This is a genomic window from Thiorhodovibrio litoralis, assembly GCF_033954455.1.
GTDB lineage: Bacteria > Pseudomonadota > Gammaproteobacteria > Chromatiales > Chromatiaceae > Thiorhodovibrio > Thiorhodovibrio litoralis.
On record NZ_CP121473.1, the window covers coordinates 1,167,373 to 1,182,532 of the forward strand.

Below are 15,160 nucleotides of genomic sequence, written 5' to 3' on the forward strand. Positions count from 1 at the left end.
TTCGCCGGGATTAGCCAAATATAGCACTCTCGCGCTGATTGCGACTGAGACTTGAGCCCAAGGATTCAGATTCAGTAAAACCACCAGCGTGGAATGTCATGGCGCGCGGTCACTGGGAAAATGCAGACTTGCCATCATTGTTGTGGTCACCTGTGAAATCGAGCAAAGGTTTCTCGCGGCCCAGACGCACCCAAACGCACCCCAAACCAGCACTGAATACTCAAGGACTACTCAAGCGCAATCACGATCAATTCGTGCGCGTTTCCAGATGAAGGCATTCCAATCATGAATCGATTTTCCAGCGGTGACGGCCGCGCCGTTCCCAGTCGTCGCATCCAGCGCCTGTGGCATCTCGGGCGCGCCACCACCGATCTGGCGGTGGGCATCGGCCCGCGCGGTCTGTTCGAGCTTGCCCGCTCGCGCGGTGGCGAGGGCAATCGCATCCAGCTCAGCCCGGCGGCCACTCAGCGCTTCACCGAGCGGCTCGCGCGTATGCGTGGGGCGGTGATGAAAATGGGCCAGCTGATGTCGATGGACGGGGCTGATGTGTTCACGCCCGAGGCCGCCGCCGTTATGGCCAGCCTGCGCGAGCGGGCCGAGCCCATGCCGCTGAGTCAGCTCGCGCAGGTGCTCGAGCGCGAGTGGGGCGCGGACTGGAATAAGCGCTTCCAGCGCTTTGACTTCAAGCCTATCGCCGCGGCCTCCATTGGCCAGGTGCACCGCGCACAAACGCGCGACGGTCGCCAGCTAGCGCTGAAAATCCAGTTCCCTGGCGTGCGCGAGAGCATCGACAGCGACATCGACAACCTCGGGTTCCTTGGCCGTTCGCTCGGCATGGTGCCCAAGGGAGCCGACCCTCAGCCGCTGCTCGAGGAAGCGCGCCGGCAGCTGCATCAAGAGGCGGACTATCAGGCCGAGGCCGATGCGCTCGATGCCTATCGCGCGCTGGTAGGCGAGGATGCTGATTTCATCGTGCCCGCGGTGCATCGCGACTTCTGCACCGGGCGCATTCTGGCGATGGACTATGTCGAGGGCGTGTCGATCGATCGGCTGAGTGAGGCGCGTTTCAGTCGTGCCGAGCGCGAGCGGGCGGCCAACCTCCTGACCCGTCTCACACTGCGCGAGTTGTATGAGTTCCAGCTGGCCCAGACCGACCCGAACTTTGCCAATTACCTCTATCAGCCTGAAAGCGGGCGCATCGCGCTGCTGGACTTTGGCGCCACCGCGCACATCGCACCGGAGCTGGTGGCCGGCTTCCGCCGCCTGGCGACGGCCGGCATGAACGACGATGTGCCTGGCATGCACCAGGCCATCGTCGAGCTCGGTTACCTAAGCGCCGAGGCTCCAAGAGAGAACGTCGATGCCCTGACCGGGCTGATGCGCCTGTCCGCCGAGCTGCTGCGCACCGAAGACGCCTATGACTTCGGCAATTCAGACCTGTTCGAGCGCATCTACCAGCGCGGGCGCGAGCTTTATCACGCCGGCGCCTTTCAGGAACTGCCTGATCCGGCCAGCATGTTTCTGCATCGGAAGTTTGTCGGTACCTTCATGCTGTCCCGGCGCTTACGTGCGCGGATTCCTCTGCGCACCATGATGCAGCAGTATCTCTAGTGCTCGCGGCCGGCTGGCCTCGCCTCCATGGCACGGCAGCCGAGGAGTATTGGGGGGAGAGCGTTAGGAACGCGACGGCGGGTTCCACGGCAGCATCCGCTCGAGCGCATGATCCTTGCGCACGTACTGATGCCAGAGTGCGGCGGCGATATGCAGCCCGACCAGTGTCAGCAGGTAGATGGCCATGGCATCCCCATGCAGCTCATGCATCACGTTATGCAGCCACTCCTGCTCGCCGACCACAGAGGGAATCGGCATGCCAAAAAAGCTCGCGGGAATCCCCTTGGATGCGATGCGCAAATAGCCAAAGATCGGAATGACCAGGGTGGAGAGATTTAGCAACATGTGCGCCGCTTTGGCCGCCAGCACCGACCACTGAGGTGCGTCGAGCAGCTCTGGTGGCGGGGCCATCTTTGCCCACAGGATGCGCGCTAAGGTCAGGAAGAACACCAAAATGCCAAAGGACATGTGCAGTCCCAGCCAGAACGTGAAGGTAGCCGTGCCTTCCTCCGAGGCGCTGCGCAGCGCGTTGGTGGTGAGCAGACCCACGATCAGCAGTGCCACCAGCCAGTGAAAGCCTTGTGCCACGATGCCGTACTTTTGGATGGGAGGGGTCGATTCCGTGTTCATGATGAAAATCCTCGAAAAGAGTGAGTGAATCAAGCGTCACAGTTTATGCAAGAACCCCCTCCTACGTCACCGCACAATTGCGACTCCGGCTCGGGCCCAAAGAGTGCCAAGAGCCCCGATAGCTCCGAGAGCGCCGAGATCGCCAAGAGCGATCGAGCTCAGCGCTTTTGGTGGCTGCTGCTCGGCTGCCTGGTCATGGCAATTCTGGCGACTCTGGTGCTCAAAGGGCGAGCAATCACGCACATTCAGGTGCGGGAGCTTGCGCGTGCGCCGGCAAGCTGTGATTTGCACCAGGGCGCCTGCACCGCGCGTTTCGCGGCTGGGGGGCAGGTCCAGCTCGAGATCCAGCCTGCTGAAATTCCCTTGGTCAAGCCGCTGCGGGTGCAAGTCCAGCTGGCGGACATGGATGCGCCCCAGCGCGTCGAGCTCGACTTTAAGGGTGTCGACATGGACATGGGATTCAACCGCTTCCCGCTCGAGCCTTCCGCCCAGCCTGGGTTCTACCATGGCAATGCAATGTTGCCCCTGTGCGTGCGCCAGCGCATGCAATGGGAGGCGCGCGTCCTGCTGCTCGACGCGGACGGCACGCGCGCTGCTGCATTTCGCTTCGAGACACATCGTCCGAGCTGACAGATCTGCTGCGCGGGGCTTTGGCGCGCTGAGTTGGCTCGGACGGGCTGGCTTGGACTTAGGCACGTCAAACGCATCCGGTATAAACTATCCGCCCTTCGCTGAATGCGGACTGGGGATGAGCGTTCGGGAGATCCTGCGATGGTTGTGTTGGTCGGAGATATTGGCGGCACCAAGACCCATCTTGCCACGGCAGATATGGTCTCAGGGCAAGTGCGTCTTGCGCGTGAGTGCCGCTATGTCAGTCGCGACTATCCAGGGCTCGAAGATATTCTTCGGCTTTACCTGAGCGAGCATCTGTCGGACCTGGCGCAGCGTCCGGCGGGGGCTGCTTTCGCAATCGCCGGCCCGGTGGCCGATGATCGCAGCGATGCGACGAATTTACCCTGGCATCTGGACGCACGCGCGCTCGAGGCGGCAACCGGCATTGCCCAAGTGGGGCTTCTCAATGATCTTGAGGCGATTGCCTGGAGTATTGCCGGGCTTGATGAGACGCAACGTCTGGCCATCCAAAGCGGGGATTCAGCAGCGCGTGGCAACATTGCCGTGGTGGCACCCGGCACTGGCTTGGGGCAGGCTGGGTTATTCTGGGATGGACAGAGCCATCGACCCTTTGCGACCGAAGGCGGCCATACGGACTTCGCGCCGACGAACGCACTTGAGTTTGCACTGCTTGAGCATCTGCAGAGGCGCTACGGTCACGTGAGTTGGGAACGCATTGCTTCCGGCATGGGTATCGAAAACCTCTATGAGTTTCTGCACCAGCATCGCGGTGCCACGCATCATCCGCGCATGCAGGAGACGCTGGTGCAACAAGGTGATGTTGCAGCTGCCGTGTCCATGCTCGCCGCAGGCGGGGAGTGCGCTATCTGCCAGGAGGTGATGGACTGGTTCGCGCAATTGCTCGGTCGCGAGACCGGCAATGTGGCGCTCAAGTTAATGGCGCGCGGTGGCGTCTATCTAGCCGGTGGTATCCTGCCGAAAAATCTTGATCTGATCCGTGGTAGCGGATTCTTGCAGGGCTTCGTCGACAAGGGACGCATGAGCGGGCTACTCAAGGCCATGCCGGTGCATCTGATCGTCGAAGAGCGCAGCGCGCTGATCGGTGCGGCCCACTACCTCAATGAGCAAAGAATTCGCTGATTTTTGATGTCACCCGCTTTGAGACCAATCTTAACAAGCAGCCGACCCCCAGCAGATGTGACCGGTGCATGCGCAAGCTGGGCCCCTAGGCTGCGCGCAGGACTGGTCATGCTTATACTGGCGGCGGCTGCGCTGACTCCCGGCTTGGCACAGGCGCTGCAGCTGAAGGTTGATGTCACGGGCCTGAGCGGCGAGCAGGAAAAGAACGTGCTGGCGCTGCTTAGCATCTATCAGGAGCGCCAAGACAAGGACATCACCCCCTTGCGGCTGATGGCGCTGCATCGGCGGGCTCCGGAGCAGATCGAAAACGCGCTTGCCCCCTTTGGGCTTTATCGGGTCAGCATTCGAGACAGCCTCACCCCACCCGCCAGCGACGGCGGCACTTGGGTCGCGCGCTACACTGTCGAGCCTGGATTGCCGGTGCGCATTGCCAGTATTGACTATCAAATTACCGGGCCGGGCGCCAGCGCTGGCGTCTTTCCGGCCAAGTTTCCGCTGAAGGTTAATGATGTGCTGCTGCATGCCAAGTATACCGCAGCGCGTGACAGCATCGAGAGCATTGCTACCGAGCAGGGCTATCTGGACGCAACCATGGTGCGCCATGAGGTGCTGATTGATCCGGTCGCCTACCAGGCGAAGATATTTTTTCATCTCGACACGGGGCCGCGATATTACCTCGGCCGGGTAGAGTTCAAGCAGGATTTGCTGGCGGATGAATTCTTGCAGCGCTTTGTGCCCTTTGAGCCTGGCACCGTCTACAACCCGGACGAGCTGCTGGAGCTCCAAGGGCGTTTGCTGGGGATGGAATACTACAAAAGCGTCGTGATCGACCCGCAAAAGAAGCTTGCGAATTCCGACCGCGAGGTGCCGATAACAGTGGTTGCGCAGCGTAACAAAGCCAATCGCTATCGCGTTGGGCTCGGTTTTGCGACGGATTTTGGCCCGCGAGTCACGCTCGATTACCGCCGCCGCTACATCGGGCGCTATGGCCACAAGTTCAAGGCAGAAGCGACCGTATCGGCTAGCATTCAGACGATCTATGCCGAATACAACATCCCGGTCGGCGACCCGGTGCGCGACTCCATTGTCATCAAGCCCCAATACGGCTTCTATGACACCGCCACCCGCCAGGGGTCCATGGTCAACGTGCAGGCCGCCTGGTCACGCGCCATGCCCTCCGGTTGGCGGCGCGATATTGGCATCAATTACCAGTATGAGAACCTTGAGGTCAGTGATCTGGAAGATTCAGACTTCAACGGCCTGGTGCCCAACATTGCCTGGTCCAAAATTGTTTCCGATGATCCCATCAATACGCGCAATGGGTATCTCGTTAAGGCGCTCATTCAGGGAACCGCCGGCGGCGTGCTGTCCACCGGTTCCTCATGGCTGAGCGGCTCGCTCTATGCCAAGTGGATCAAAAGCTTTGGTGAGCGCTACCGCTTCATCACCCGCACGAATCTGGGCGCGACCTGGGCGGCAAGTTTGGACGATGTTCCTGCCAGTCAGCGCTTCTTTGCCGGCGGCGACAACAGTATCCGCGGCTGGGGCTACGATGTACTTGGCCCGACTGACCCCGAAAATAACGCGACCCTTGGCGGACGCTATCTGGCAGTCGGTTCGCTGGAGTTGCAACGGCATATCAAAGGCAAGTGGAGCGCCTCGGTGTTTACCGACTTCGGCAACGCCTTCGACCCCGAGTATGAAGACAAATGGGAGCAGAGCGCCGGCCTGGGGGTGAATTATCAGACCCCATTGGGCCAGGTTCGGGTCAATGTGGCCTATGCTTTCACCAAGAGTGAGCCAGGCGTGCGCCTGCATCTGGTGATCGGCCCCGACCTTTAAGTGATACCCAAATGACAGCCCAGGAAGCCAACAGTCGCCCGAGTGCCGGCAATCTTCCGCCCCGACGGCGCTGGCGTGTCTGGCGCTGGGTGCTAGGCGGGCTGACCACTCTGTTGCTGTTGTTGGCGCTGCTGTTCGCCTGGGTGCTGAGCACCCAGGGCGGTCTGCGCCTGCTTGCGGACCTGGGCGAACGTGCGCTGCCTGAGGCACTGGAAATCGGCGCTGTGCAGGGCAGCCTGATCGATGAATTCCAGATTCAGAATCTGCGCCTGCACCTGCCAGCGCTTAAGGTACAGATCGCCCTGATTGACCTGAGCTGGCGGCCCGCGCGGCTGCTGGGCGGCACCTTCAGTATCGTCGATCTTCATATCGCGCAGAGCGAGGTGCTCACCGCGCCAAGCCCAGAGCCCAAGCCGAAGGAACCCTTTAAACTTCCTGAGATCAAGCTGCCATTGGCGATCGCTGCCGACCGGGTGAGAGTCGATGACTTTCGTCTCGCCTCGATGGCAACGCCTGATCAGCCGCTGATGGCACTCACGCAGGCGGAGCTCTCGCTTGGCATGGAGCGCTCCACCGTCGATCTGCGCACCTTCAATCTCGTCATGGCCGTCCCCGATGTGAAAGCCGATGCCAAAGGGCAGCTTGAGTTGCGGGGAGACTATCCGGCAGACCTGCAACTCGACTGGACCTTTGCGCAGCCACCGGCGATGACGCTGACCGGGAAAGGTAGCGTGCAGGGCGATGCCCGCGCGCTGCGCATCGAGCATCGCATTAGCGGGTCCGCCGATCTGCGGCTCGACGCCGAGGTTCAGGACTTGCTCGAGCAAGCATCCTGGAAGGCTGAAATTCAGCTCGATGGCCTGGATTTGCCGCAAATGGTTGCCGGGGCGCCGCAACTCGAGGTGACCGCCAACCTTCGCTCTGAGGGCAACCTGAAACGCGCCGGGCTTGCCGGCACTCTGATCGCCGAGGCGCCGGAGCACGGCGAAATGGGGCGCCTGGCTGCCGAGCTTGATCTTGGCTGGGAAGACCAGGCCTTGGAGATTCGCTCACTCAATCTCACCGAGCAGGGCTCGGGCGGCATGCTCGATCTGCAAGGGGGCGTGGACCTCGAAGGCGCGCAAGGCCAGGTGGCGATTACCGGCGTTTGGGAGGCGCTGCGCTGGCCGCTGACAGGCGCGGCACGTTTGCAATCACCGCGCGGTACGCTCGATGTTAACGGCCAGCTCGACGCCTTCGACTACAATGTCTCGGCGGAGGTTTTTGGTCAGGACATTCCGGAGACCAGTCTGTCGTTGCGCGGCGAGGGCGACAGCCAGGGTACCCGCATCGAAGAACTCCGGCTTGACAGTCTCGGAGGTCAGGCAATCGGCAAGGGCCGGCTGAGCTGGACCCCGGAGCTCTCCTGGGAGCTGGCGCTCACGGCACAGGATATCGACCCCGGCCAGCAGTGGTCAGGTCTGGAAGGCAACCTCGAGCTAAAGGCCGAGTCTGCCGGCAGCCTGGCGCAGGGCTACGACTATCAGCTCAACGCCGATGTTGGGCTGAAGGCCTACCCGGCGGCGGTGGTGAATCTCGCCGGTAAAGGGAGTGCCGATGCCGCGCAGATAACGACACTGAGCCTCGAGACACTTGGTGGGCAAGTCACCGGGGTTGGTGATGTTGAATGGGCGCCCGAGCTTGCCTGGGATGCCGATATGAGGCTCAGCGACATCGACCCTGGCGTTTATGCCGCTGACTGGCCCGGTCATCTATCCGGGCGCATCGCCAGCCAGGGCCGCCTGGCGGCTCAGGGGCCCGAGCTGACAGCGCGCATCAGTGACTTTGGCGGACAGCTGCGGGGCTACCCGGTCAAGCTGGCTGCCTTGCTCGAACTGGCTGCGGGCGCACTCGAGATACGCGAGCTTGAGGCCGATTCAGGTGCGACCCAATTGACCGCGAGTGGGCAGGCAGCAGACAAACTCGCGATCAATTTCAATTTCCGCTCACCTGACCTCGGTGAGCTGCTACCGGCCGCGCACGGCCAGCTTACAATCGACGGTCAGCTGCGTGGTGAGGCCCAAGCGCCGCGCGCCACTGTCGCTCTCGATGGCCGCGACATCGAGCTGCAAGGGCACGGCATTGCCAGCATTCAAGGCAAGGCGGATGTTGGACTCGGCAGCGATGACCCGATGAACGCCACCCTGACCGGCTCCAACTTGCTGCTTGGCGGTATGCGGTTTGAATCGCTCAACATCCAAGCGGACGGGACATTGCCAAGCCATCGGTTGAATGCAACGCTGAATGGCGAAGTCCTGTCCGCACAACTGAAATTCACCGGCGAACAACCCAGTCAGGGTGGTTATCACGGTAATTTGACCGATCTCAAGCTCGCCACTGCAGAATTCGGCACCTGGGCTCTGCGTCAGGCGGCAGCCGTGACCTTAGACCAGGGGAAGATTCAGGCCGGTCCCTTGTGCATCGGCGACAGCCAGGGCTCGGGCGGCTGCGCCCGCTTTGTTCAAACTCAGCCCGGCTCCTTCGATGCGAGCCTGACGCTTGAGCGGTTCGATTTTGCGAGCATTGATGCGCTGGTGCCGCCGAATCTCGATCTGAAGGGCCATGCGGCGATGGATGCCAGTTTCCAGTCACGCGATGCTGTCATCACGGGGAAGGCGAGTCTCAAGGTGCCAGAGGGGTCGCTAGAGCTTGCGCTGCCTGAGTCCAAAGAACGACTGGTCTTCTCCAACGCGGCGGCCGAGCTGGATGCAACCTCTAGCGGCGTGACTGCAAGCCTTAGGGTGCCGGTGCAGGGGCTTGGCGATCTCAACGCCCAGGCCAAGCTGCCAGGTTTGGCGTTGGCAGCCCCGGATGTTGAACGCCAGGCGCTGACGGGCTCGGTGCGCCTTGGCCTCAGCGACCTGAGCCGTGTGGGCAATTTGGTACCGGATGTCACCGGCGTTTCCGGAACTATCGACGCTGATATCAAACTTGCCGGCACCCTGGGCAATCCAGCGCTGCAGGGGCAGATGCAGTTGAAAAATCTTGGTTTGCAGGTTCCGCTCATCGGTCTTGTCGTGAACGACACCAATCTGACAGCCAAGACCCAGGGCAGTGACCGCCTCGACATCAGCGGCGGCGCGAACATCGGCGGTGGTCAGCTCACGCTTTCCGGCAGTGGCTCACGCGCTCAGCAAGGCTGGACGTTCCAGCTTAAGCTCGACGGTGACAAGCTCAAGGTCGCGAATACCAAGGAGTATTTCGCCATGCTCAAGACCGACATGGCGGCTGCTTTTGGTCCCGACGGCGGCTCAGTAGAGGGAACGGTCAATGTGACGGAAGCGCGCATCAAGCCGCGTTCGATTCCGGCCGGAACCGTCTCTACCTCCCCCGATGTGGTGGTGGAAGGGCAGGGCAGCAAGGCAGACGCCACATCCGCCTCTCCCTTCCGGGTGGATGTAAAGGTCAAGCTGAGCGAGTCGGTGCAGCTTGAGGCCTTTGGTCTGCGCGCGAAGTTGCGCGGCACCGTGCGCGCCATCCAACAGCCGCAGCAGCCATTGCTCGGCGACGGCCAGCTTGAGGTGGTGGATGGCACCTACCGGCTGTCGAGTCAGTTTGGACTCCTTGCCAGCGTCGGCGCGCCGCTCAAGATCGAGCAGGGTATCCTGGTGTTCGCCAAGACACCGCTGAGCAACCCCGGTTTGGTGCTGCGTGCCCAGCGCGAGGGCGGCGACATGACCGCCGGTGTGCGCGTGTTGGGCACGCTGAAGAAGCCCAAGCTGGCGTTTTTCTCCGAAAATGATTCAAACATGACCGACGCGGAAATCGTCAGTTACCTGCTGACCGGTGTGCCACCCAAGGGCAATTCCGGTAGCGTTGATCGCTCATTGTCGGTGGGCGCCTATGTTGCGCCAAAGCTCTTTGTGGAATACGAGAGCAACCTCGGCGATCAGGGGGACAAGATCAAGCTGCGCTATGATCTGAACAACCGGATTCAGCTCCAGACCGAGACTGGGGACACCCAAGGCGCGGATGTGTTCTTCAAGTTCGAGAATTGACGCTGTCGAAACCGCGGCCAAAGGCGATCTTGCCACCAAGGTGCCGCTTTCTTTGAAGCATCCGCGCAACTGGCCATCCTGGTTGCTGGTGTGGTCGATCAACGGGCTCGGCCGTCTGCCCCTGCCGCTTTTATTCGCGCTCGGCCAGTTCATCGGGGCTATAGCCTACCCGCTGATGGGCGCGCGCCGGCAGGTCGCGCTGACCAATGTGCGCTGCTGCTTTCCTGAGCTCGGTCACGCTGAGCACAAGCGCATTGTGCGCGCCCATCTGAGTTATCTTGCGGCCGCGGCCCTGTGTCAGGGCATCTGCTGGTCGGCCTCGCGGGAACGCCTGCGCCGCCTGGTCCGTATCCAGGGTCGCGAGCGCATCGACGCCCTTTGCGCGGCCGGGCGGCCGGTCATCGTGCTGGTGCCGCACTTCATCGGGCTGGAGCTTGGTGGGGCCGCCTTTACCGCGCTGGTGCATCCCGGCATGTACATGTACCAGCGCATTCGCAACCCGGTGGTCGACTGGCAGGTCAAGCGCGGGCGCACGCGTTATGGCGGCATCCCGGTCGAGCGTGGCGATGATCTGCGCGGCCTGGTGCGCGAGCTCAAGCGCGGCACGCCCTTTTTCTACCTGCCAGATCAGGACGCCGGCAAGCGCCGTGGCGTCTTCGCGCCCTTCTGTGGCCAGCCGGCGTCCACCGTGGCCACGCTCGGGCGCATCGCGCGTCTCGCCGATGCCGAGGTCATCCCGCTGTTCGCGCGCTTTCTGCCGCGCGGCCGGGGTCTTGAGCTGCGATTCGCGCCGCCGATTGAGGGGCTGGGTGGGCGCGACCCGGCCGCCGACGCCACGCTGATGAATCAGGTGATCGAGGCGGAAATCCACCGCATGCCGGAACAGTATTTCTGGGTTCACCGCCGCTTCAAGACCCGCCCACCGGGGGCGACTCCGCTCTATCCCGTCAAAGCCCGGCGGCGTCGCAAGCGATGACGCGACGCGGCGCTTTTTCAGCTGGTGGTCAAGCAGCGGCCGCCACTGTGCTGGAGACTTTGCAGAACGCTGGGCAGAGCGCTGGGCAGAACGCTGGAGAAAACACTGGGCAGCCGCCACTGCGGCTCAAGCGTCCGCGCGAATGGCTGCTCGGCGGCTTGCTGCTGTGTGGGCTCATCGCGCTGGTGCAAGCTTGGATCGGCTGGCCGCAACTGCTCGCGCCCTGGTTGGAATTCCCGCCGTTGCTGCTGGCCGGATTGCTGGGCCTGAGCGCCGGCAGCTACCTAGCCCGCGCGGCGCGGGTGCAGCTCTATTTCGCCCCGCTGATGGCAGGCGTTTTCCCGACCACCCTGCGTCTGTCGGTGCTGCACACCACCGCCAATGTGCTCCTGCCGATGCGTCTGGGCGAACTGGTCTTCCCCTGGCTGATGCGCCGCTACTTCGGCCAGGGCCTGCTCGGTGCCGGCGTGTCCCTGGTGTGGATTCGCCTGCTCGACCTGCATTTTCTCGGTCTTATCGGCTGGCTAATCCTGTGGCTGCGCGCGCCTTCGCCGCTGTGGCTGCTCGCCATGCTGCTCTGGCTCGGGCTCTTGCTGCTAGTCGTGCCGCTCGCCCGACGGGCCGCTCGGCTGCCCCAAGCCGGCCCCCGCTGGCAGCGCACCCTGGCGTTTCTGGCCGCGGCCGCTCCGCAACAAAACACCCGCCTGGCCGGCCTCTATGCCTGGACCGCCCTGTGCTGGGCGGCAAAGTTTATCGCCTTCGCCATGGTGCTCGGCCACTTCCTGCCCATCGACTTCTGGCAACTCCTCGCTGGCGTCATGGGCGCCGAACTGTCCTCCGTCCTTCCCTTCCACGGCATCGGCGGCTCCGGCTCCTACGAGCTAGCCACAATGGCCGCCCTGGTGCCCCTCGGAGTAACTGCCAAAGACGCCCTCGCCGGTGCCGTCAACCTGCACCTGTTCATGCTCGGCGTCTGCATCCTGTTTGGCCTGCTTGCTCTGGCATTGCCAATACGCGCTCCCCAGACCGGCGAAAGCTGCTACCCCCAACGCTGACCTCAAGCGGGATCAGTCTCCGGTGTCTTCAGCGTCACCAACTCCTCGGCGCTGACCGGATGGATGGCGACAGTGTTGTCGAGGTCGGCCTTGGTGGCGCCCATTTTTAGCGCCACGGCAAAGCCCTGGAGCATCTCATCCACACCATCACCAATCATGTGAATGCCTAAAATGCGCTCTTCCGGACCAGCGCAGACCAGTTTCATCGCGGTGCGCGGGCCTTGTTTGTTGAGCGCATAGCGCATCGGCGTGAATTCGGTCTTGTAGATGGTGATCTTCTCGTTCGAGCTCTCGCGGGCGGCGGCTTCAGTTATGCCGACGCTGCCAACCGGCGGATGGGCGAAGACCACGGTCGGAATGTTGCTGTAGTCCAAATGCCGATCGGGCATGCCGCCGAACAGACGGTCGGCCAGGCGGCGACCGGCGGCGATGGCCACGGGTGTGAGTGGTGCGCGGCCGGTGATGTCGCCGAGGGCATAGATGCCATCGACCTTGGTGTTTTGATACTTGTCGGTGGCGATGATGCCGCCTTTTTCCAGTTCGATGCCCACAGCCTCAAGATTCAGATCGCGAGTGTTGGGGGTGCGACCGATGGCCCAGATGATGGTGTTGAAGCCGTCAAGCACCTGATCATCGCGTGAGCGGATGGCGAGGCTGTCGCCTTGTTGCTCCAGGGATGCCACGGCGAAGGGCAGATGGCTTTTGATGCCAGCCAATTCCATGTTGTGCGCCAGGGTTTCGCTGATGATGGGGTCGAAGACCTCCAGCACGCGGCTTTCGAGCGCGACTACGGTCACGTCCGAGCCCATGGCGGCGAGCATGCCGGCGAACTCGATGCCAATATAGCCGGCACCAATGATGCAAACTTTTTTGGGTTGTTGTTTCAGCTTAAAAAAGCCATCGGAGGTGATGCCCAGCTCCTTGCCCGGCACCGGCGGCACCATGGGCTGGCTGCCGGTGGCAATGGCGATGTGATCGGCGCTGTAGGTGGTCTCACCGACGCGAATGTGGCGGTTGTCAACAAAGGTCGCATAACCATCAATGACAGTGATGCCTTGCTCTTTGGCATAACCATCCCAGTAGCTGTTGATGTTGCTGATGACCTTGTCGCGTCCGGCGGTCAGCCTGTCCCAGTCGATCTTGCCGCTGCTCCCTTCCACGCCCATTTCAGCAGCGTGGCGCACTTCCTCGGCCAAATTGGCGGCGTACCACATGAGCTTTTTTGGCACGCAGCCCTGGTTAACGCAGGTGCCACCGAGCTTGCCGGGCTCCACCAGCGCGACTTTTTTGCCGTGCTGTGCAGCGCGCTCGGCCACGGCCAGGCCGCCGCTGCCGCCACCGATGGCGATGAGATCGAAATGCTGTTCCATGGCTGACTCCTTAGGAGAATGCAAACGGGGAAAGAGGGAAACGGGGAACCGAACCGCGAATCAGGTCGGTCGATGGCCGCACGCGATAGGGGAGGGTGCCAAATCCGCGAACGGCCAGGTTTCAGGCAGCTTGCCCGATCCCTGGCCGATCATGCATTGACGGATGCGGCGACCGGGAGGCGAAAGCCCCCGGTCCGCGCGGCTAGCGTTAAGCGGCGCTTAGCGCTTGGCCAGCCAGGCTTCCAGGTCGTCGGAGCCGCCGATCTTCTGCCCGTCGATGAACACCTGGGGCACCATGGTGCCGTTGGTGACGGCGCGCAGGGTCTGCTCGGTGTAGTCGCGATTCAGCACCAGTTCCTCGTAAGGCAGACCTTCTTCGGTCAGGGCTTCTTTTGCCTTGGCGCAGAACGGGCAACCGGAGCGGGTGAAGACGGTGATGTTCAGCGGCTTGGGCTCGCTTGGAGCCATGTAGGCCAGCATGGTGTCGGCGTCTGAGACCTCGAAGGGGTCGCCCGGCTTTTCTGGCTCGATGAACATCTTCTCGACCACGCCGTTTTTCACCAGCATGGAGTAGCGCCAGGAGCGCTTGCCAAAGCCGAGGTCGTCCTTATCGACCAACAGGCCCATCTTTTCGGTGAACTCGCCGTTACCATCGGGGATGAAGGTCAGGTTGTGCGCCTGCTCGTCTTCCTTCCAGGCGTTCATGACGAAGCCGTCGTTGACCGACATGCAAATGATGTCATCCACACCCAGCTTCTTGAAGGTCGGCGCCAGCTGATTGAAGCGCGGCACGTGGGTGGAGGAGCAGGTCGGGGTGAAAGCACCCGGCAGCGAGAAGACGATGACGGTCTTGTTGGCGAAAACCTCGTCGGTGGTCACATCCGCCCAGTCATGATCGGTACGGGTGCGGAAGGTGACTTTCGGGACGGGCTTGCCAGTGTGATCGGGAAACATGTTGTTCTCCTCTTGAATTGGTGGATCGGTTGAAACTTGGGTTGGGAAAACGTAGCGGGGAGAAATACCCCACGCTTGGCGGCTATATTGGGCCAAAGCCGCCGAAGGCAAAAATCGGTTGTTTGGATGATGGCGATTGTCGGCGCCGATGATGCAACGGGCGTGGGATTCTCAGCCACCCAGACCCTGATCGGCGCGACTCAAATCCTCGGGAAAGTCGACCTCGACACAGTGCAGATCGCTCACATCAACCGGCAACAGGCGCAGACCGGCGCCGATGGCATACTCGATACCGCGCTCGAAATAGTCATCCGGCCCGCATTGTTCAAGCCCGGCACGCAGCTGTGCTGCATCGCCGGCGCGGAATAGATTGACGCCCAGCGCCTCGCCGAGCGGGGCCTCAACCGTCTTGGAGACCTCGCGAATCGCGCCACTCGCATCGAGCGCGTACTTGACCTCTTCGGCGCCAACCGCCGCGCGGTTGACCGCCATGGCGGACGGCTCGGCCTGCAGTAGGCGCGCGATCACGGCCTGGTCGCAGACCACATCACCATTGAGCATGAGCACGTCGGCCTCGCCCGTCTTGCGCAGCGCCAGGCGCAGGCTTACAGCGGTGTTGGTGGTGTCAAAAAGTGGGTTGTAGACGAACAGCAGCTCCGGATGGGCCTCCATGATGAGCTCTTTTTTATAGCCGACGACGACCAGAATGCGTTCGCGATCGACAAAGCGGCTGACATGCTGCAGCTGAAGGTCCATGATGCGCTGGCCGTTGGCCAGCGTCGTCAGGGGTTTCGGAGCCCGCTGACCGAGTCGCGCCCCAATGCCGGCGGCGAGGATCACGGCAAACATGGTAACTAGAATCCTTAAAACCTGATGATGGGGAACTATACTTGAGCAGGGATGGAGGGGAAA

Annotated in this window: 11 protein-coding genes; 7 read left to right on the plus strand and 4 right to left on the minus strand. The window is 62.1% G+C overall.

The window, feature by feature from the left end; genetic code table 11:
* Window positions 1–285: 285 nt before the first annotated feature.
* Complete coding sequence (locus Thiosp_RS05110; RefSeq protein ID WP_201065870.1) at window positions 286–1,611, plus strand: ABC1 kinase family protein; 1,326 nt, start codon at window positions 286–288, stop codon at window positions 1,609–1,611.
* Between the two features lie 63 nt (window positions 1,612–1,674).
* On the opposite strand, the gene Thiosp_RS05115 is transcribed toward Thiosp_RS05110, so the two are convergent.
* Window positions 1,675–2,241, minus strand: coding sequence for a cytochrome b (locus tag Thiosp_RS05115; protein WP_201065869.1), 567 nt, complete (start codon window positions 2,239–2,241; stop codon window positions 1,675–1,677).
* A gap of 45 nt (window positions 2,242–2,286) precedes the next feature.
* Between Thiosp_RS05115 and Thiosp_RS05120 the strand changes: the two genes are divergently transcribed.
* The 6 genes from Thiosp_RS05120 (at window position 2,287) to Thiosp_RS05145 (ending at window position 11,924) form a co-directional block, all read left to right on the plus strand.
* Window positions 2,287–2,871 (plus strand): hypothetical protein, encoded by a 585-nt coding sequence (locus Thiosp_RS05120; RefSeq protein ID WP_201065868.1) that lies wholly within the window; start codon window positions 2,287–2,289, stop codon window positions 2,869–2,871.
* 141 nt (window positions 2,872–3,012) lie between these two features.
* Window positions 3,013–4,014, plus strand: coding sequence for a glucokinase (gene glk, locus Thiosp_RS05125; protein ID WP_201065867.1), 1,002 nt, complete (start codon window positions 3,013–3,015; stop codon window positions 4,012–4,014).
* A 108-nt stretch (window positions 4,015–4,122) separates the two neighbouring features.
* Window positions 4,123–5,856 (plus strand): autotransporter assembly complex protein TamA, encoded by a 1,734-nt coding sequence (locus Thiosp_RS05130; protein WP_201065866.1) that lies wholly within the window; start codon window positions 4,123–4,125, stop codon window positions 5,854–5,856.
* An 11-nt stretch (window positions 5,857–5,867) separates the two neighbouring features.
* On the plus strand, window positions 5,868–9,893 hold the full coding sequence (locus Thiosp_RS05135; protein ID WP_201065865.1) for a translocation/assembly module TamB domain-containing protein: 4,026 nt from the start codon (window positions 5,868–5,870) through the stop codon (window positions 9,891–9,893).
* A gap of 52 nt (window positions 9,894–9,945) precedes the next feature.
* Window positions 9,946–10,869, plus strand: coding sequence for a lysophospholipid acyltransferase family protein (locus tag Thiosp_RS05140; protein ID WP_242518459.1), 924 nt, complete (start codon window positions 9,946–9,948; stop codon window positions 10,867–10,869).
* Window positions 10,866–11,924, plus strand: a complete 1,059-nt coding sequence (locus tag Thiosp_RS05145) for a lysylphosphatidylglycerol synthase domain-containing protein (protein ID WP_201065862.1) — start codon at window positions 10,866–10,868, stop codon at window positions 11,922–11,924. Before Thiosp_RS05140 ends, Thiosp_RS05145 begins: the two co-directional genes overlap by 4 nt.
* A 2-nt stretch (window positions 11,925–11,926) precedes the next feature.
* Here Thiosp_RS05145 and gorA read toward each other — a convergent pair whose 3' ends face one another.
* From gorA to Thiosp_RS05160, 3 genes are all read right to left on the minus strand, one after another.
* A complete protein-coding gene (gene gorA / locus Thiosp_RS05150; RefSeq protein ID WP_201065861.1) occupies window positions 11,927–13,294 on the minus strand; it encodes a glutathione-disulfide reductase in 1,368 nt (455 codons plus the stop codon).
* Between the two features lie 219 nt (window positions 13,295–13,513).
* Entirely contained in the window at window positions 13,514–14,248 is a 735-nt protein-coding gene (locus Thiosp_RS05155; protein WP_201065859.1) for a glutathione peroxidase, read from the minus strand.
* Between the two features lie 171 nt (window positions 14,249–14,419).
* Complete coding sequence (locus Thiosp_RS05160) at window positions 14,420–15,097, minus strand: phosphocholine cytidylyltransferase family protein (RefSeq protein ID WP_201065857.1); 678 nt, start codon at window positions 15,095–15,097, stop codon at window positions 14,420–14,422.
* Window positions 15,098–15,160: the final 63 nt, after the last annotated feature.

Bases quoted from the DNA above. Each gene is read 5' to 3' on its own strand.
- Thiosp_RS05155 (WP_201065859.1), bottom strand. From the start codon at position 14,248: ATGTTTCCCGATCACACTGGCAAGCCCGTCCCGAAAGTCACCTTCCGC.
- Thiosp_RS05135 (WP_201065865.1), top strand. From the start codon at position 5,868: ATGACAGCCCAGGAAGCCAACAGTCGCCCGAGTGCCGGCAATCTTCCG.
- Thiosp_RS05110 (WP_201065870.1), top strand. From the start codon at position 286: ATGAATCGATTTTCCAGCGGTGACGGCCGCGCCGTTCCCAGTCGTCGC.
- Thiosp_RS05120 (WP_201065868.1), top strand. From the start codon at position 2,287: ATGCAAGAACCCCCTCCTACGTCACCGCACAATTGCGACTCCGGCTCG.
- Thiosp_RS05160 (WP_201065857.1), bottom strand. From the start codon at position 15,097: ATGTTTGCCGTGATCCTCGCCGCCGGCATTGGGGCGCGACTCGGTCAG.
- gorA (WP_201065861.1), bottom strand. From the start codon at position 13,294: ATGGAACAGCATTTCGATCTCATCGCCATCGGTGGCGGCAGCGGCGGC.
- Thiosp_RS05145 (WP_201065862.1), top strand. From the start codon at position 10,866: ATGACGCGACGCGGCGCTTTTTCAGCTGGTGGTCAAGCAGCGGCCGCC.
- glk (WP_201065867.1), top strand. From the start codon at position 3,013: ATGGTTGTGTTGGTCGGAGATATTGGCGGCACCAAGACCCATCTTGCC.
- Thiosp_RS05130 (WP_201065866.1), top strand. From the start codon at position 4,123: ATGCTTATACTGGCGGCGGCTGCGCTGACTCCCGGCTTGGCACAGGCG.
- Thiosp_RS05115 (WP_201065869.1), bottom strand. From the start codon at position 2,241: ATGAACACGGAATCGACCCCTCCCATCCAAAAGTACGGCATCGTGGCA.